Raw genomic sequence first — 16,538 nt, forward strand, 5'->3', positions numbered from 1 at the left:
CGCACGGCTAGCATCATCGGCCGTGACTCCTCCACTCCGTGAACGGGGTGGCTTCTCGCTAAGCCGGGTTGGCGTCGCGACGGACCAGCCCGGCCCGTAGAACGTTGGTTGCTCCCACGACGTCGGCGTGCGCTGTGTGGCCGCACGAGATGCAGTGGAACTTCTCCTGTGTGGGCCGGTTCTCCGCTGAGACGTGCCCGCATTCGGGGCAGGTCCGGGAGGTGTTGCGGGGGTCCACGGCGATCACGTCCCGTCCGGCGCTTTCAGCCTTGGCGTGCAGGATCGTCAGGAACACCCCCCAACCGGCGTCAGCGATCGAGCGGTTCAGACCTGTCTTGGCGGCGGACCCGTTGGGCAGGAACGCGCCCGGCTTGCCGGGGTCGGGCTTCGGTGTGACGGTCTTGATCATGTTGCGGATCCTGAGGTCTTCGTGCGCGATGAAATCGTGCTCGGCGACCAGGGCGTGCGCGGTCTTGTGCGCGTGGTCGAGGCGCTGACGTCGCACCTTGCCGTGCAGGGCCGCGACGCGCTCCACAGCCCGCTGGTGGTTGCCGGTGCGGTCCTTCGCCTTGCGGCGCGGATACCGGGACAGTGCCCGCTGTGCGGCCTCCAGCTCGGCGGCGGCCTTGCGGGCGTGGCGTGGGTTGTCGACGTGCTCACCGTTGGACGTGGTGAGGAACGACGCTATGCCCATGTCGATGCCGACCACGCTGCCGGTCGGGGCCAGCGGCTCGGGCTGCGGCTGCTCGGCGGTCAGGACGACGTACCAGCGCTTGCCTTCGCGCTTGGCGGACACGGTCCTTACCTTGCCGACCACCGGCCGGTGCCGGTTGACCTTGACGTGCCCGACACCCTGGAGCCGGACGCGGGTGACAGGGTCGTTGGGAGTGGAGTCCCAGCGGCAGCCGTCCCCGTCCTTGGGGAAGTCCACCGTGTCGAACCAGTTGACACCCCGAAAACGCGGGTAGCCGGGCGTCTCACCGGCCTTGACCCGACGGAAGAACGCCTGGAACGCCTTGTCCAGCCTGCGCAACGTCGCCTGCTGGGAGGAGAAGGACCAGCGGCCCTGACGCTCCGGGTCGAAGGCGCGGATCTCCTTGAGCTGTGCGGACTGCCGGCCGTATCCGATGCTCGTCTTCGACGTGTGCCGGTAGGCGTCACGGCGTTCCTGCAACGCGCCGTTGTAGAGCGAGCAGTGATCGGCCAGCATCGCGGCGAGCGCGGCGGCCTGGCCCACGGTGGGCCGCATGAGGAACTTGTACGCACGGATCATCCAGCCCACCTCCTTCCGGTCGAATCCGTCGATCATACTACGCTTGGTGTATGTCACCACGCTGGGAACCAAATGCCGATATTCGCCGTGGTCGTCACGTCGTCCACAACCTTCATTGCCACTTGGTTTTCGTGACCAGGTACCGGGGTGAGGTCTTCAACGACGAGATGCTGACGCGCTGCGAGGAGATCATGCGGAACGTGTGCACGGACTTCGGCGCGGACCTGATCGAGTTCAACGGGGAGGGCGACCATGTGCACCTGCTGGTGCACTACCCGCCCAAGGTCGCCCTCTCGAACCTGGTCAACTCGCTCAAGGGTGTGTCCTCGCGCTACCTGCGCCAGGAGTTCACCGGCCGTGTCAACCGCTTCATCACGCACGGCCGGTTCTGGTCCGGCTCCTACTTCGCCGGATCGTGTGGAGGGGCTCCGCTGTCGATCGTCCGTCAGTACATCGAGCAGCAAAAACATCCGTCGTAGCCTGCGGGTCAGAGCAGTCCTGAGACCGGATTCCCTCCCCGCCCAAAGGCGAGGATTCCCTCCGAGGAGAAGAATGGATTGGCTGGAGCGGGCCGCGCGGCTGCGGCAGTGGAGCCGGGACGGGGCGCGGGCCCCGCACAAACCGTTGCTGCTGCTCTACGCGCTCGCCCGGTTCCGGGAGGACGCGGGGGCCGGGCTGCGGTACGGCGCGGTCGAGGACGATCTGCGGCGGCTGCTCGCCGAGTTCGGGCCGCCCCGCCCGACGACCCCGGCCTACCCCTTCCATCATCTGGTGAGTGACGGGCTGTGGGAGGTGCGGACCGACCTCGGGCCGGGCAGTCCCGGCACCGGGGTGCGGGCGTTGCGGGAGTCGGGGGCCACCGGGCGGCTCGTACCGGAGTTGCGCGGGGCGCTGGAGCGGGAGCCGCGATTGCTCGGCGATCTGGTGCGGCTGCTGCTGGACCGGCACTTCCCGCCCTCGCTGCACGAGGAGTTGTGCGACGCGGTGGGCCTGCTGCCGGAGCCGGTGGGGGCGGAGGCGGATGAGCGGCGGTACCGGTACGGGTACGGGCGGGTGCAGCGGCGCGACCCGCGGATCCGGGACCTGGTGCTGTCGGCGTACGAGCACCGGTGCGCGTTCTGCGGCTACGACGGGCGGCTCGAAGGCCGTTCCGTGGGACTGGAGGCGGCGCATGTGCGGTGGTGGGCGTTCGAGGGACCGGACACCCTGGACAACGCGCTGAGTCTGTGCGCGCTGCACCACAAGCTCTTCGACAAGGGGGTGCTCGGGATGGTGGGCGCCGGGGAGGACGAGGCGGCGGAGGGCGGGCACCGGGTGCTGGTCTCGGCCGCGTTCACGGGCGCCGGAGAGGCCGCCCGTAGGCAGGTCCTCGACCTCGCCGGGCGGGCGCTGACCGGACCCCGGCCGGGAGCCCCGGCGGTCGCGGCCGGACACCGCGACTGGCACCGGGACAAGGTCTTCCGGGGCTGAGCCCGTCCGTCGTCGCCAACGCCGTCGGCTAGGCCGCCGGGTCGTACGTCACCGTCGTCGCCGGACAGCCCTCCGCGACCTGCGCCAGGGCGTGGCCCTCCGTGGTGTCGACGGTCAGGCCCCAGCGGAGTTTCGTGCCCACCCACTCCGCGGTGTAGCGGCAGGTCGACTCGACGGCCGGCGGCAGCCACTCGGCCGGGTCCTGGTCGGACTTGCTGCGGTTGGACGCGGCGGAGACGGCGACCAGGGACGGGTCGGCGCCCTGGTCGTTCGCGTACGCCTCACGGCGTTCGGCGGTCCACTGGGAGGCACCCGAGTCCCATGCCTCGGCGAGCGGCACCATGTGGTCGATGTCCAGGGCGGACGCGGAGGTGATCCACCGGGCGTCGTAGTACGACCACCAGCGCCCGCCGGAGAGCTTGCAGCCGGCCGCCACCTGCGGGGCCTCGACCGCCTCGGCGAGGAGGACCTCGGCGCGGGTGTTGCAGCCGTCGGACGGGATCCGGCCGGCGTTCCAGTGCTTGAAGCTGGTGCGTTCGTAACCGGCGCGGGACTCGGCGGCCGGCGGCAGCACCTGCACCGCCGCCGCGAGGGAGAGGGTGCGCGCCTGGGCCCCCGCAGGGGACATGGCCGGGGACAGGGGGGTGGACACGGCCGGGGGCGCGGCGGCGGTGAGGGCGAGCAGGGTGGTGGCGAGGAGCAGTGCGGCGCGTTTCAGATGGGTGATCACGCGTCGCAGGATTGACGGTGTTTCACCCTATCGAGGGGCGTGACTCGAACGAATGCGCCAGGTGGGGGTGTGGGTTCACCGTCCGGTGGGGCGGCCCCCAAGCCCCCTGGGCCGCCCCGGGCCCCTGGGGGCGGTCAGGGCTGCTGGTCGGGGCGGGCGGGCGGCGCCTGCGGGTCGTACATCGCCAGGGCCCAGATCACGAACACGTCGATGGCCATCATGAACACCGACCACAGCGGCTGGTACGGCAGGAACAGGAACTGGGCGACCAGACTCAGCGAGGCCAGCGCGATACCGACCACCCGGGCCCAGGTGGCGCCGGAGAGGATGCCCCAGCCCGCGATCACCGAGATCACCCCGAGCACCAGCAGGATCCAGCCCCAGCCGGTGAGGTTGATCTTGTAGACGTAGTCGCCGACCCGGGTGTAGATGTCGTCCGCGGCGATGGCGGAGATGCCCTGGAAGATCACCAGCAGGCCGTTGAGCAGCATCAGCACCCCGGCGAAGGTGACACCGCCGGTGGCCCAGGGGCTGTTGGGCGCGTGGGAGCCGGTGGGTGAGGGTGCTCCGGAGTGGGGCTGTGCGGTCATGGCGGGACTCCGTTCCCGGGCACCGGACGGCGGGCCCTGCCGGGGGCGGCGGGCCCGGGTCGGCGCGGTGCTCCGACCCTTCGACGGTGCGGCCGATCGGGTGGTCCGGCCAGTCGCGGACGGCCGTTCGGGTGACGGGGCGCGGTGCCCGCGCGTGCGGAGGGCGTCCGGTGGCGCATCACTGTGGGGACAGCACCGGCCGGGGGTGGGCAGAGCAGGGAGCGCGCGCAGTGACACAACGGTGGGCACACGCAGGTCATCGGGTACGGCGGGCGGCCCTCGCCCTGCTGGCGGCGGCGGTCGCGGCGGGCGGTGCGGCGGGCTGCTCCAGCGGTTCCTCCCCGTCGGAGGTGGCGAGCAAGGCGGCGTCGGCGGCCTCGTCCGTCGGTTCCCGGGCGACCGGCGCGGCCAGCAGCGCCGCCTCGGCGGCGGAGTCCCTGGCGTCGCAGGGGGCGGACGCCCTGGCGTCGGCCAGTGCCGAGGCCCGCACCAAGCTGGACGAGGTCAAGGGCGGGGTCGATGCCGGGAGCGAGGTCTCCCTCGCCGCCCCGGCCACGGCGAGCGACGGCCGGACGACGGTCGAGGTGACCGCCCGCAACACCACCGACGCCACCAAGTCCTTCGCCGTCGAGGTGGACTTCAAGGACGCGGGCGGCAATCTCCTCGACCTGGTCGTCGTCACCGTCTCCGACGTGGCGGCCGGGAAGTCGGCGACCGCGACGGCCCGCAGCACCCACAATCTCTCCGGGACGGTGAAGGCGGAGGTGGGGCGGGCGCTCCGCTACTGAACGCCGCCGCCCCGAGCGGTCCCGGACGATTCGCCCGGCCCGGACGATTCGCCCGGCTCGGCCGATTCGGTGGGCTCGGGACGGCCGGTGGGTCCCACCGGCTCGGCGGGCTCGGCGGGCCCGGCCGGTTCGGCGGGCTGGGCCGCCAGGAACTCCACCACCGCCAGCGCCAGAACGAAGCAGAGCGCGATCCCCACCACCACCCACCCGGTGGGATACGACCACACCAGATACACCACCACCGCCACCACGACCAGCGCCCAGACGATCCACGCCCGACGGCGCCGGACGAAGGGCCCCACGGGCCCGGTCCGCAGCCCGGCGCGGTCGGCGACGCCCCGCACCGCGCCGATGCCGTCGCGCCACAGCCCCCGTACCCGCGCGGCCCGGCGCCCGGGACCGGACAGCCAGGCCGCGAGGGCGACGACCACACCGAGCACCGCGACCACCCGCACCCCGGTGTGCAGATAGCGGGTGAGGGTGTCGTAGACCGCGCCCGCGGCGGGCTGGGAGACCCCGGCCGGGAGGGCGTCGAGATAGACGGCCCGGAAGGCGTCGAGCCCGATGCCGAGCACCAGGACGGCGACGGCCGCGCCGAGGCACCCCGCGACCAGCGCCCGGCGCCGCCGCACCGCGGCCAGCACCCCGCCGGCGATCAGCAGCACGGCCAGCACCGGCAGCCAGTTGCCGGCGAGCTGGAGCAGCCGGGTGTACGTCCGCACCTTGCCGACCTCGTCCGAGGTGACGAGGGTGATGTCGGTGTGGACGGCGGGGATGCGCCCGGCGACGGTCAGTCCGGCATCCACGAGCCGCTGTTTCACCTGGTCGACGACGGGCCCGAGATCGAGGGTGACGGTGTTGCCGTTCAGCTCGACGGCACCGCCGCCCTTGCCGGTGAGGGCCTTGTCGAGGGCGGCGTGGGCGCGGCGGTTGGCGTCCGTCCACAGGGTCTGGAAGGCGTGGGAGGCGGCCACCTCGCGCGCCTTGTCGTACACGAAGCTGCGCAGGGCGCTCTCCAGGGAGTTCCCGAGCTTCCCGAGGGCCGCTTCGAGCCGGGGCCGGTCGGTGCGGGGGGCGCCGGAGAGCAGGGTGGAGAGGTCGATGTGGGCCATCAGGGCGTCGGTGACCCGGTTGGCCACGGCGTCCTGGACGGCCGGTTCCCCGGCCAGCGGCGCCACCGTGTCGACGTACCGGCCGGTGTCGCCGACCTCGTCGGCGGCCCAGGTCGCGACGATGGCGAGCGGCGCGAGCAGACAGCCGAGCACGATGAGCACGGCGGCCAGCGCCGACCGGGCCCGGTGCCGGGGAGCCGGTTCCTCGCCCCGCGTCCGCTCCAGCGCGGCGAGCCGGGAGCGGAGGTCGGTGATGTCGTCGGAGGTGGGTTTCGGGGTGGGGCCAGGTGTCGGCCTCGGGCTCGGGGTGGGGGTGGGCCGGTCGTCAGCGCCGTTGCCGTCCGCCATGGGTGCCTCCGGGTGCCGGTGCTGCCACCGGTCCGCGGGTCCGGCCCGGTAGTGCCACGGTGGCCCGGCGCGGGGGGTGGCACGAGTGGGTGGGGGCTGAGTGGGTGAGGGGGTGGGGCGGGCGCGGGACGCGTAGCCCGGATGCGGGCGGCTGATCGGGGTTCGGCGGGGCGCGGGAGGTGAGGGAACTCCTCTGGGCGGGCAGACGTTGCCAGAACGACGACAGAAGTGTGATGACGGAAGACGGCAGAGGCCGAGGTGGCTGGCATGGCGATGTGGGACCGGATCAAGGATCAGGCCAAGGGCCTTCAGCAGCAGGCACAGGGGCGCGGCTCCAGCGGGCAGGGTGGGCACGGGCAGCCGGGTCAGAGCGGTGGCCTCGGCGGATTCGGGGGCCAGGGCCAGTCCGGGCACGGCGGGGGGCACGGCGGCTCGTCCAGCGGCAGTGGCGGCTCCAAGGCCCAGTTGGTCAGCGCGCTCAAGTCGCAGCTCACCTCGTTGAAGGCCGAGCTGAAGAGCGGGGCCTACCGGGACGCCAGCATGGCGATGTGCGCGCTGGTCGCGGCGGCCGACGGCCATGTCGACCCGGCCGAGCGCCAGCATGTGGAGCAGTTGATCCTCACCAATGACGTGCTGGCCAACTTCCCGCCGGAGCAGTTGCGCCAGCGGTTCAACAAGCATGTCGACCAGTTGGCCTTCGACTTCCCGCAGGGCAAGACCCAGGTCCTCCAGGTGATCGCCCAGGCCGGGAAGAAGCCCACGGAGGCGCGGGCCGTCATCCAGACCGGCATCGTGGTCGCGGGCGCCGACGGCTATGTGGCCCCGGCGGAGGAGCAGGTGCTGCGCGAGGCGTGCGGGGTGCTGGGTCTGGCCCCGCAGGAGTTCGGACTCTGACCGGCCCCGCTGGCCCCTCCGGTTCCTCCGGGCCCGCTGGCTTCTCCGGCCCCGCAGGCTCTTCCCGCTCCGGTGGAGCGCCCTCGGCCGAGGAGGTCGCCGCCCGTTACGGGCTGCGGCCCCTGCCGGTCGAGGGCGGGCTGTTCCGGCAGACGTGGGCCGGCCCGCCCGGCCCCGACGGCCGCCCGTCGGGCACGGCCATCATCGTCCTGCTGACGGGCGGCGACGGAGGCGACGGTCCCGCCGAGGGTTCCGCCGGGGATTCCACCAAGGATTCCGCCGGGGACTTCTCGGCGCTGCACCGCCTCCCCACCGACGAGGTCTGGCACTTCTACGAGGGCGACCCCCTCACCCTCCTGACCCTGTTCCCGGACGGCACCGACCGTCTGACCCGGCTCGGCGGCCCGGGAGGCGAGGTGCAGACCGTGGTGCCCGCGGGAGCCTGGATGGGCGCCCGGGTCGCCCCTGGCGGACGCTGGTCGCTCTTCGGTACGACGATGGCCCCGGGCTTCCTCCCCGAGGACTACGACGGTGCCGACACGGAGGAGGTGGAGCGCCTCGCGTCCCACCACGCCCGCCATGCCGACCTGATCCGCTCCCTGCACCGCGCCGACGCCCCCGGCCGGATGACGGGGCCGGACGACGACACCCCGGCCGGATGACGGGCGGGGCCCGAGGCCCCTTGCCGCCGCTTGCCCCCGCTTGCCGCCGCCGGACGACCGGCCCCGAAGGTCCCCCGCCCCCGCCCCTGCCCCCGCCGGACGCCGGGCCCGACCGCGCGCCACCCCACCCCACCCCCGGAGCCCCGCACCCATGCCCGACACCCCTCGCGACCCCGCACCACCCCACACCCCACCCCCACCCTCCTCCCCCTCCCCCTCCCCACCCTCCTCCTCCCCCTCCCCGCCCTCCCCCCACCCCGATCTGCGCGGCCGGGTCGTGCTGGTCACCGGGGCCAGCGGTGGGGTCGGGGGAGGCATCGCCCGGCAGTTCGCGCGGGCCGGGGCCGATGTGGTCGTGCACTACCACCGGGGCCGGGAGCGGGCGGACGCGCTGGTCGCCGGGATCGGGGCGATGGACGGCGGCAGCGGCCGGGCCCTGGCCGTCGGCGCCGACCTCACCCGCGAAGCGGACTGCCGGAGACTGGTCGAGGAGAGCGCCGCCTGGCGCGGCGGGCGGCTGGACGCGCTGGTCAACAACGCCGGGATCCAGCCCGTCACCCCCCTCGACGATCTCACCGGCGCCGACTGGCGGGGTATGTACGACGCCCATGTGACCAGCGCGTTCCTGTGCACGCAGGCCGCCGCGCGGGTGATGCGGGAGCGGGGCGGGGGAGGTGCGGTGGTCCATATCGCCTCCATCGAGGCGCACCGCCCCGCCACCGGGCACGCGCACTACAACGCCGCCAAGGCCGCGCTGGTGATGTTCGCCCGCTCGGCCGCGCTGGAGTACGGGCCCGACGGCATACGGGTCAACACCGTCTCCCCCGGCCTCGTGGACCGCCCCGGGCTGGCCGCCGACTGGCCCGAGGGAGTGCGCCGCTGGACCGAGGCCGCGCCCCTGGTCCGCCTCGGGCGCCCCGAGGACATAGGCAACGCCTGCGTCTTCCTCTGCTCGGACGCGGCGAGCTGGATCAGCGGCACGGACCTGGTCGTGGACGGCGGAGTGAGCGCCCGCCCGACCTGGTGACGACCGACCGGCCGACGAAGGTCTCCGCCTGCTGGTGATCTGCCCTGGGCGGCCAGGACGGCCGCGCCGGGTAGGCAGTCGTCGGCCGACGGCCGTCAGTCCCCGTCCCCGCCTGCCTCCTTCAGGAACCGGGCGGAAGGGGCGAAGAAGGCGGTGCCGGTCGCGGCGCGCGAGAAGTCCAGGATGGGATCGGGCGCGGCGGCCCCGTCCGTGCCGAGGAACATCCGGCGGAGCATGGTCGCGGGCACCTCGGGATCGCGGGCGTAGACCACGAAGTACGTGCCGAACTCGCCGTGTCCGGGGCGGCCGAAGGGCATCGCGCCGCGCAGGACGCGCAGTTCGGTGCCGTCGGGCGCGGTGAGGGTGTTGACGTCGACATGGGAGCCGGGGGCGTCGTCCCGTTCCAGATTGGTCAGTTTGGTGCGCCCGATGACCCGTTCCTGCTCCTCCACCGTGAGCTTGCCCCATGCCTCCACGTCGTGGAGGTACTTCTGTACGAGGACGTAGGAGCCGCCCGCGAAGGCGGGGTCCTCGTCGCCGACGAGGGCGGTGTCGGCGGCGAGGTCGCCGACGGGGTTCTCGGTGCCGTCCACGAAGCCCAGCAGGTTGCGGGAGTCGTAGTACGCGAAGGTCTGCACCTCGTCCTGGACGCGGGCGGCGTCGCCGAGCCGCCGGACGAGTTCGGCGGCGAGCGCGAAGCAGAGGTCGGGGCGGTCGGCGCGGAGATGGAAGAGCAGGTCGCCGGGGGTGGCGGGGGCGCGGTGGCGGGGCCCGGCCAGTTCCCGGAAGGGGTGCAGTCCGGCCGGACGCGGACTGCCGTACACGGCCTCCCAGGCGGTGGCGCCGATCCCGGCGACGCAGGTCAGCCGCCCCTCGGGGTGGCCGAATCCGAAGGACCGGGTGAGCCCCTCGACCGCGCCCAGCACCTCCCGCGCGACGGCGGCTCCGCCCGGTTCGAGGGTGAGCACCAGGAAGACGGCGGCGGCGGTGGGCGGCCCCGCCACCGGCTGTGGTTCGGGCGCCCGCGCCGGCGGGCGCCGTATTCGGGATGAAGGTGGCTCGGGTGACGGCATGGTTCCCCTCTCGGTCCGGGGTCTCCCTGCCCGCCGCCCGTTACGCCCACACCTGTCGGCATCCTTTCAACTCCCCCGCAAACGACGGGATATCAGCCACGCCCGGGCCCCGCGGGCGGCAGCGCATGCTCGTCGTCCGGGGCGGACGGCGGACGGCGGACGGCCGGTGCTGGAGCGCGCTCCGGGGCAAGCGGTGCAGGCGGTGTCCGTCGTGACCGATGAGTCCGCCCCCGCACCCCGGTCCACCCCTCCGACGACCCCGTTCCACCCCCGGGAAGGAAACACCATGCTCATCATCGCCGGACACCTGCGGGTGGAGGCCGAGGACCGGGACGCCTATCTGACCGGATGCGTCCCGGTCATCGCACAGGCCCGCGCCACACCCGGCTGCCTCGACTTCACCCTCTCCCCCGACCCGCTCGAACCGGACCGCATCCAGGTCTACGAACGCTGGGAGTCCGAGGAGGCCCTCACCCACTTCCGCGACACGGGCCCGGAGCCGGAGCAGTCGGCCCGGATCCTGGGGGCGGAGGTGAGGCGGTACGAGATCTCGGGGGTCGGGGAGGCGTAGGCCACCTGAGTCCGCTCGACCCTGCCGGCGGTCAGTGGAGGGCTTTGATGGCCCGCAGGATCAGTGCGCGGGCCTGCGCCCCGTAGACGGCCATGCGGCGCAGCTCCTCGAATGCCGCGACATAGAGGGCGACTTCGGACGGCTGGGTCACCTGTACCCGGGCCGCGAGCAGTTCGATCGACACGAGGGTGTCGTCGTACACGTGGAACAGTTCCAGCGGCCACATGGGGCGCGCGGCCGTCGCGGCGGGGATGATGCCGAGCGACACCTGGGGCAGGGCGCCCGCGGTCAGGAGATGGCCGAGCTGGGCGGCCATGGCGTCGTGGTCGCCGAGCTGGTGGTGGAGCACTCCCTCCTCGATGACGAGGACGAATCGGCGGCCGGGCGCATGAATGACACGGGACCGTTCCAGTCGGGCGGCGACCGCGTCGGCCGTGTCGTCGGGGACGTCCCGGAAACGCGTGATCGAGGTCATCAGGCCGCGTGCGTAGCCCTCGGTCTGGAGCAGTCCTGGCACCATGGTCGGCGAGTAGACCCGGAAGAGGGTGGTCGCCTCGAACAGCGGTACGTAGCTCCGCTGGAGCTGCTTCAGCCCGGTACGGACCTTGCGCCGCCACTCCGTGTACAGGGACTCGGCGGTACGGGACTGGGCGACGATGTCGGCGGCCTGCCCGGCGGCGCCGCAGGCCGCACACCACCGCCGGATGTCGTCGGCGGACGGCGGGGTGCGGGCGCCCTCGATCCGGGAGGTCTTGGAGTGGGACCAGCCGCACCGCCCGGCCAGCTCGGACCCGGAGATCCCGGCATCGGCGCGCAGCTCCTTGAGGCGTTGCGCGACGGCTTCGCGCGCGGCCTGGGCCGAGGACGACGGGGACAGGGGCATGAGCCGGCCGGGTGCCTTCCGCTAGGTGATCGTGTACTCGCCGTGCGGGACCGCCCGGTCCCATATCCACGATCGCCTCCGGCGGTCTTGGTGTTCAGCGATGTACATCACGGTTCACTGTCCGCTGACGCCGGTCAAGGAGACATCGAGTGAGGTGAACATCGGTGCACATTGCTGGAGCCGACGCTTGGTACGTGCCTAGCGTCGATGGGCACGACGGCTCCCTCCGGGGATGCCCGACCGGTTGGAGTCGCCATGGCCGAGAGCCCTCAATCCTCAGCGGCAGCCCCGCGCGACCCCTCCGGGTACGGCTGGTGCGCGTGGCACCAGAACTACGCGCGGGGCGTCCGGCTGATCGAGGTGATCGAGCAGGGATCGGGGCCCGGGGCGCACGGCACCTTGTTCGCCTGCCGCCCGTGCCGATCGTCGTACGGCCTCATGCCGATGCCCGACCAGCCATGATCCGCCGGCCGGAGCTGCGGCCCGGTCTAGACGAGGTAGTCGAACTCTCCGGCCTTGACCCCGGCCAGAAACGCCGCAAGCTTCGCCGGGGTCGTCGTGACTATCGACTCCGGGTCCTCGCTCTCCCGCAGGAGGATCTCGCCGCCGTGCATGGCCAGTTCGAGGCAGTTGGTGTCCTCTGCGTCCGTCGAGAACGACGACTTCTGCCAGTGCAGAGTCATGTCTCTCACACCTCCATGCTGCTTGCCGACCGATGAAAGAGCCCGAGCCATCTCTAGACCAGGTGGTCGAACTCCCCCGCCTTGACCCCGGCCAGAAACGCCGCAAGCTTCGCCGGGGTCGTCGTGACTATCGACTCCGGGTCCTCGCTCTCCCGCAGGAGGATCTCGCCGCCGTGCGTGGCCAGTTCGAGGCAGTTGCCTTCCGCGTCCGTCGAGAAGGACGACTTCTGCCACTGGATGTTCATGGTTCTCCTGTCTTCAGACCTGTTGGGCGATCTCGTGGATGAAGTCACGCGACTGACCGGCGTCGAGCGACCTCTCTTCGGTCCGGTCCAGGACAGCCCGGTAGTTGGACAAGCGGGTCTCGGCGTCCAGGAAGGCGGGGCCGTGCGGGGTGTCCGTCTGGACCGTGTCGAGCTGGGGAACCGCCCCGTATGCATAGAGTGTCGAACTTCCCGCATTGGGGAAACCGCCTATGGCGAAGGGCACAACGCGCACGGACACGTTGTCCCGTTCGGACTCCTCCAAGAGGTGGGTGAGCTGGGATCGGGCGATGGCCCGGCTGCCGAACACCATCCGTAGAGCAGCCTCATGGATCAGGAAAGTACAGCTCGGCGCCTTCGGTCGATCCAGGACATCACGGCGCTTCAGCCGGTGCGAGAGCCGTCGCCGCAGGTCCGTGTCACTCAATGGCGGTACCGCCACGGAGAACACGGCGCGGGCGTAGTACTCGGTCTGAAGCAGGCCGGGCATATGCATGATCTGCACCACTCGTAGCGCCGCGGAGTGGTGCTCCATCTCCGACAGATCGAGCAGCCCGGCCGACAACTCCCCGCGATAGTCCTCCCACCACCCCTTGCCCCGCTCCTCCGCCATGCCCGCGAGGGCTCCCACATACTCGGCGTCGGGGCAGCCGTAGTGCGCGGCCCAGGTGCGTACGCGCTCGCTGCTCACCCCGAACCGGCCCGACTCGATGTTGCTCATGGTCGTCCGGTCCGTGCCCAGTTCGGTCGCGGCCTGGATGAGTGTGAGCCCCGAGTGCTCGCGGATCTTGCGCAGCTCCGCACCCAGTCGGCGCTGCCGCGCGGTCGGCACTTTCCTCGGTGGCATCAGGCTCCCCATTCTGTCGGCCGACGAGGCCGTAAAACCATTTCTGAATGTCGGTAACAAGCGTGCTACGCATACGCTACCGTCTCTCCCAACACCACCCAGCCACAACCGCGTTGGGAGTCACCCCCATGCCCCTCACACCCCCCACCTCCTACCGCCTCACCACAGCCAACGCCCGTACCGCCCCCGGGGTACTGCGCGATCTGGTCGCCTCCCTGCTCCGCTCCACCGGGCATGCCGCCCTCGCCGAGTCCGCGCGGCTCTGCACCAGCGAACTGGTCACGAACGTCTACCAGCACACCCGGACCCCCGATATCCACATGGAGGTCACCGTCTCGGACGCCTCCGTCACCGTCACCGTGCGGGACGATCTGCCGGGGGTGCCGACCCTGTGCCGAGCCGGTGCTGAAGCGGAGCGCGGGCGCGGGCTGCTGCTGGTGGACGCCTGTGCCGACCGGTGGGGGACGACGACCGTCCACGGGGGTCCCGGCCCCGCCTCCAAGACCGTCTTCTTCCGGATGGACACCGGGGGCCGGGGGAGCGCATGAAAGCGGGGCTGCCCCGCCGACCAGGGGCAGCCCCGCTGCGTGCCGCCGAGGGGAGGTGTGGTGCGGGGGCCTTGCCATGACAGCCGTGGGGGTTGACCAACTGCCGGCGACCCGCACGCCCGTCCCCCGGGCGGCTCACACCAGACTGCCGTGCCCGCGGGGGCGGGACGGCCAGGAGCCGGGAAGATCGGTACACGTACCGCTCGGGCGGCCCATACGTACGTACGCCGAGCGGCTAGGTCGTCGCCGGGATCTCCGGGATCTCCGTGCGGGACGCGATCCCCAGTTTGGCCAGGATGTGTTCCACATGCGCGTCCACCGTCCGCTTGGAGATGACCAGGCGTTCGGCGATCTCCCGGTTGGACAGGCCCTGCGCCACCAGCGCGGCCACCTCGCGTTCGCGGCGGGTGAGGGAGTCGGGGGAGCGGGCGGGGAGACGGACGCCCGGCGGAGCCGTCGGCTGCGGGGGGATCGGGACATCGATGTCCGCGCGGACTCCTTCCAGGACCTCCTGCCCCGACATCCGGCCCCCGGCCTCCCGCCACCGTTCGTACTCGGCGGAGCCGAGCGCCGCGCGGACCGCCTTGTCGACCGACTCCAGTTCCTCCAGCAGCCTCGGCAGCAGCGCCACCGGGTCGCCGCCCAGGCGCCGGGCGTGCTGGGCGTAGCCGAGGAGCCAGCAGGCCCGCACCGGGCGGTCCCGCTGCGCCGCGCACCAGGCCAGGCCCAGACAGGCCAGCGCGGCCACCAGCACCTCGCCGATCTCCCCGGCCGCCTCCAGTCCGTCCCGGAAGCAGCGTTCGGCCTCCTCGTGGTCGCCGCTGAGCCAGAGGATCATGCCCTGGGTGCTCTGGGTGGAGGCGTAGAGCTGGCGTTCGCCGACCCCGGAGAGGTAGGCGAGGCCGGTGCGGCACAGGTCCAGGGCGCCGTCCGTGTCGCCGAGGACCGCGCGCAGCAGGGCGGCCTCGTAGTGGACCACCCCGATGGCGAGGCCGTCGCCGGATTCGACGATGCGCAGGCGGTTGCGTTCCAGTTCGGCCAGGCCGGTCTCGATGTCGCCGCCCAGTGCGGTCATCGCGCCGAGGTAGGCGGCGGCCGAGCGTTCCACGCGGTCCTCGCCGATGCGGACGGCGAGTTCGTGGGCCCGGGGGAAGCGGTCGAGGGCGGTGTCGAGGTCGGCGGTCCAGACGCCGAAGATGCCGGTCATCTGGAGGCCCCAGGCCCGTTCGGGGCAGTCCTGGGGGACGCGGGCCAGGCCCTTGTCGATCCAGTGGTGGCCCTCGGAGAGCGTGCCGGCCGCCCGCCAGTAGGGGCCCAGCCGGGTCGCCATCCACAGCGCGTCCTTGGCCCGGCCCTCGTCGCCCGCGCAGGCCCACTCCAGGGCCGCCCGGATGTCGGTGATCTCCTCCCGCACCGCCCGGTGCAGCGCCACCTGCTCCGGGCTCAGGAACTCGTCCCAGAACCGGGACACCAGCCGCTCGTAGTGGGTGAAGTGGCGGCGGCGGACACCCCGGCCCGCGTCCGGGACGCGCTCCAGGCGGCCCGCGCCGTACTCGCGGATGGTGTCCAGCAGGCGGTAGCGCCCGCCGTCCTCGCCGATGCGCTGGACGACCGACTTGTCCACCAGCCCGATCAGCGCCTCCACCACCTGCTCGGCGCCCAGTTCGGCGTCCGCGCAGACCCGCTCGGCCGCCGAGAGTTCGAAGGAGCCCGCGAAGACCGTGAGGCGGGCCCACAGCAGGCGTTCCTCGGGCGTGCACAGGTCGTGCGACCAGTCGATGGCGGTACGGAGGGTCTGGTGGCGGGTGAGACGGGTGCGGCGGCCCCCGGTCAGCACCTCGAAGCGGCGGTCAAGGCGGGCGATCAGTTCGGCGAGCGGGACCGCCCGCAGCCGCACCGCCGCCAGTTCCAGGGCCAGCGGGATGCCGTCCAGGCGGTCCACCAGGGCGAGCGTGCGCTCCCGGTCGGCGCCGGTCCCGGCGAACCCGGCCGTCACCGCCGCCGCCCGCTGCACGAACAGGTCCGCCGCGTCCTCCCGGGCCAGCGGGGCGAGGGGGATGCAGTGCTCGCCGGGGACGTCCAGGGGCTGGCGGCTGGTGGCGAGGACGGTCAGCCCGCCCGCCTCGCGCAGCAGGATGTCCGTGAGCATCGCGCAGGCGTCCACCAGGTGTTCGCAGGTGTCGAGGACCAGGAGCAGGCGCCGTCCGCGCAGATGCTCCACCACCGCGTCCAGCGGGGTCATCCCGGGCTGCTCGGGCAGTTCCAGCACCCCGGCGAGGGTGGCCGGGATCAGCTCCGGGTCGCGGAGGGCGGAGAGTTCCACCAGCCGTACGCCGTCCGGGTAGCGCGGGGCGGCGGCCCCGGCCGCGCGGAGCGCCGTACGGCTCTTGCCGACCCCTCCGGGGCCGACCAGCGTCACCAGCCGCGACTGCTCCAGCGCCGTCCGGAGCTGGGCGAGTTCCGCGCCCCGGCCGACGAAACTGGTCAACTCCACCGGCAACTGCCCACCACGCCGCTGCCCGAACCCGAACCCCATGCGACCCCCGATGCCGTCCATACCGACCATCACAGCGTAGGCATACGGATGCCGAGCGTGAATGGCGCGAGGAGTGCCGGGGCGGGTGAACCGGCGGGAACGGGCCGTGCGCGGGTTTCGACCAGGGGCGGGGCGGTTGCCCGGGTTGACCGGGGGTCCCCCGGAAGGGGTCCCCGTACCGGGGGTTCCCGCAAGAGGTCCCGTACGCCCGCAGCCTTCCCCCGCGTGCCTGCGGTTTCA

Annotated in this window: 19 protein-coding genes; 9 read left to right on the forward strand and 10 right to left on the reverse strand. The window is 72.6% G+C overall.

What is annotated here, in order from left to right; genetic code table 11:
* Positions 1–58: 58 nt before the first annotated feature.
* Positions 59–1,273, reverse strand: coding sequence for a transposase (locus tag AB0O01_RS24600; RefSeq protein WP_365316867.1), 1,215 nt, complete (start codon positions 1,271–1,273; stop codon positions 59–61).
* A gap of 50 nt (positions 1,274–1,323) precedes the next feature.
* Between AB0O01_RS24600 and tnpA the strand changes: the two genes are divergently transcribed.
* Both tnpA and AB0O01_RS24610 read left to right on the forward strand, forming a co-directional pair.
* Positions 1,324–1,752: an IS200/IS605 family transposase gene (gene tnpA, locus AB0O01_RS24605; RefSeq protein ID WP_365316539.1), complete on the forward strand. Its 429-nt coding sequence runs from the start codon at positions 1,324–1,326 to the stop codon at positions 1,750–1,752.
* Positions 1,753–1,825: 73 nt separating this feature from the next.
* Positions 1,826–2,743, forward strand: a complete 918-nt coding sequence (locus AB0O01_RS24610) for a phosphorothioated DNA-binding restriction endonuclease (RefSeq protein WP_365316541.1) — start codon at positions 1,826–1,828, stop codon at positions 2,741–2,743.
* Between the two features lie 28 nt (positions 2,744–2,771).
* On the opposite strand, the gene AB0O01_RS24615 is transcribed toward AB0O01_RS24610, so the two are convergent.
* On the reverse strand, positions 2,772–3,371 hold the full coding sequence (locus tag AB0O01_RS24615) for an HNH endonuclease family protein (RefSeq protein WP_365316869.1): 600 nt from the start codon (positions 3,369–3,371) through the stop codon (positions 2,772–2,774).
* A 236-nt stretch (positions 3,372–3,607) separates the two neighbouring features.
* Positions 3,608–4,063: a hypothetical protein gene (locus AB0O01_RS24620; protein WP_365316542.1), complete on the reverse strand. Its 456-nt coding sequence runs from the start codon at positions 4,061–4,063 to the stop codon at positions 3,608–3,610.
* Between the two features lie 284 nt (positions 4,064–4,347).
* On the opposite strand from AB0O01_RS24620, the gene AB0O01_RS24625 reads away from it, so the two are divergent.
* Positions 4,348–4,851, forward strand: coding sequence for an FxLYD domain-containing protein (locus AB0O01_RS24625; protein ID WP_365316870.1), 504 nt, complete (start codon positions 4,348–4,350; stop codon positions 4,849–4,851).
* Here the strand turns inward: AB0O01_RS24625 and AB0O01_RS24630 are convergent.
* Positions 4,845–6,311 carry a hypothetical protein gene (locus AB0O01_RS24630; RefSeq protein WP_365316544.1) on the reverse strand — a complete coding sequence of 489 codons (1,467 nt, stop codon included), beginning with the start codon at positions 6,309–6,311 and terminating at the stop codon, positions 4,845–4,847. The two genes, AB0O01_RS24625 and AB0O01_RS24630, sit on opposite strands and share 7 nt — an antisense overlap.
* Positions 6,312–6,578: 267 nt before the next feature.
* Here AB0O01_RS24630 and AB0O01_RS24635 point away from each other — a divergent pair, with 267 nt between their 5' ends.
* From AB0O01_RS24635 to AB0O01_RS24645, 3 genes are all read left to right on the forward strand, one after another.
* Complete coding sequence (locus tag AB0O01_RS24635) at positions 6,579–7,205, forward strand: tellurite resistance TerB family protein (protein WP_365316546.1); 627 nt, start codon at positions 6,579–6,581, stop codon at positions 7,203–7,205.
* Between the two features lie 113 nt (positions 7,206–7,318).
* Positions 7,319–7,867: a cupin domain-containing protein gene (locus AB0O01_RS24640; RefSeq protein WP_365316872.1), complete on the forward strand. Its 549-nt coding sequence runs from the start codon at positions 7,319–7,321 to the stop codon at positions 7,865–7,867.
* A gap of 151 nt (positions 7,868–8,018) precedes the next feature.
* Positions 8,019–8,894 (forward strand): SDR family NAD(P)-dependent oxidoreductase, encoded by an 876-nt coding sequence (locus AB0O01_RS24645; RefSeq protein ID WP_365316548.1) that lies wholly within the window; start codon positions 8,019–8,021, stop codon positions 8,892–8,894.
* 95 nt (positions 8,895–8,989) lie between these two features.
* Here the strand turns inward: AB0O01_RS24645 and AB0O01_RS24650 are convergent, their stop codons facing one another.
* Complete coding sequence (locus tag AB0O01_RS24650; protein WP_365316550.1) at positions 8,990–9,967, reverse strand: Dyp-type peroxidase; 978 nt, start codon at positions 9,965–9,967, stop codon at positions 8,990–8,992.
* A 286-nt stretch (positions 9,968–10,253) separates the two neighbouring features.
* On the opposite strand from AB0O01_RS24650, the gene AB0O01_RS24655 reads away from it, so the two are divergent.
* Positions 10,254–10,538, forward strand: a complete 285-nt coding sequence (locus AB0O01_RS24655; RefSeq protein ID WP_365316551.1) for an antibiotic biosynthesis monooxygenase — start codon at positions 10,254–10,256, stop codon at positions 10,536–10,538.
* Positions 10,539–10,569: 31 nt separating this feature from the next.
* On the opposite strand, the gene AB0O01_RS24660 is transcribed toward AB0O01_RS24655, so the two are convergent.
* Positions 10,570–11,421, reverse strand: a complete 852-nt coding sequence (locus AB0O01_RS24660; protein WP_365316553.1) for a helix-turn-helix transcriptional regulator — start codon at positions 11,419–11,421, stop codon at positions 10,570–10,572.
* 255 nt (positions 11,422–11,676) lie between these two features.
* Between AB0O01_RS24660 and AB0O01_RS24665 the strand changes: the two genes are divergently transcribed.
* Positions 11,677–11,883: a hypothetical protein gene (locus AB0O01_RS24665; RefSeq protein ID WP_365316555.1), complete on the forward strand. Its 207-nt coding sequence runs from the start codon at positions 11,677–11,679 to the stop codon at positions 11,881–11,883.
* 26 nt (positions 11,884–11,909) lie between these two features.
* Here AB0O01_RS24665 and AB0O01_RS24670 read toward each other — a convergent pair whose 3' ends face one another.
* The 3 genes from AB0O01_RS24670 to AB0O01_RS24680 are packed head-to-tail and all read right to left on the reverse strand — an operon-like array spanning position 11,910 to position 13,214.
* Complete coding sequence (locus AB0O01_RS24670; RefSeq protein ID WP_365316873.1) at positions 11,910–12,104, reverse strand: DUF397 domain-containing protein; 195 nt, start codon at positions 12,102–12,104, stop codon at positions 11,910–11,912.
* Between the two features lie 53 nt (positions 12,105–12,157).
* Positions 12,158–12,349, reverse strand: a complete 192-nt coding sequence (locus AB0O01_RS24675) for a DUF397 domain-containing protein (RefSeq protein WP_365316557.1) — start codon at positions 12,347–12,349, stop codon at positions 12,158–12,160.
* 13 nt (positions 12,350–12,362) lie between these two features.
* Complete coding sequence (locus AB0O01_RS24680) at positions 12,363–13,214, reverse strand: helix-turn-helix transcriptional regulator (protein ID WP_365316559.1); 852 nt, start codon at positions 13,212–13,214, stop codon at positions 12,363–12,365.
* A gap of 128 nt (positions 13,215–13,342) precedes the next feature.
* Here AB0O01_RS24680 and AB0O01_RS24685 point away from each other — a divergent pair, with 128 nt between their 5' ends.
* Positions 13,343–13,762, forward strand: a complete 420-nt coding sequence (locus AB0O01_RS24685; RefSeq protein ID WP_365316561.1) for an ATP-binding protein — start codon at positions 13,343–13,345, stop codon at positions 13,760–13,762.
* A gap of 235 nt (positions 13,763–13,997) precedes the next feature.
* On the opposite strand, the gene AB0O01_RS24690 is transcribed toward AB0O01_RS24685, so the two are convergent.
* On the reverse strand, positions 13,998–16,298 hold the full coding sequence (locus AB0O01_RS24690; protein WP_365316874.1) for a LuxR C-terminal-related transcriptional regulator: 2,301 nt from the start codon (positions 16,296–16,298) through the stop codon (positions 13,998–14,000).
* Positions 16,299–16,538: the final 240 nt, after the last annotated feature.

This window comes from Streptomyces sp. NPDC093252 (assembly GCF_040683675.1).
In the GTDB taxonomy this organism is placed as follows: domain Bacteria; phylum Actinomycetota; class Actinomycetes; order Streptomycetales; family Streptomycetaceae; genus Streptomyces.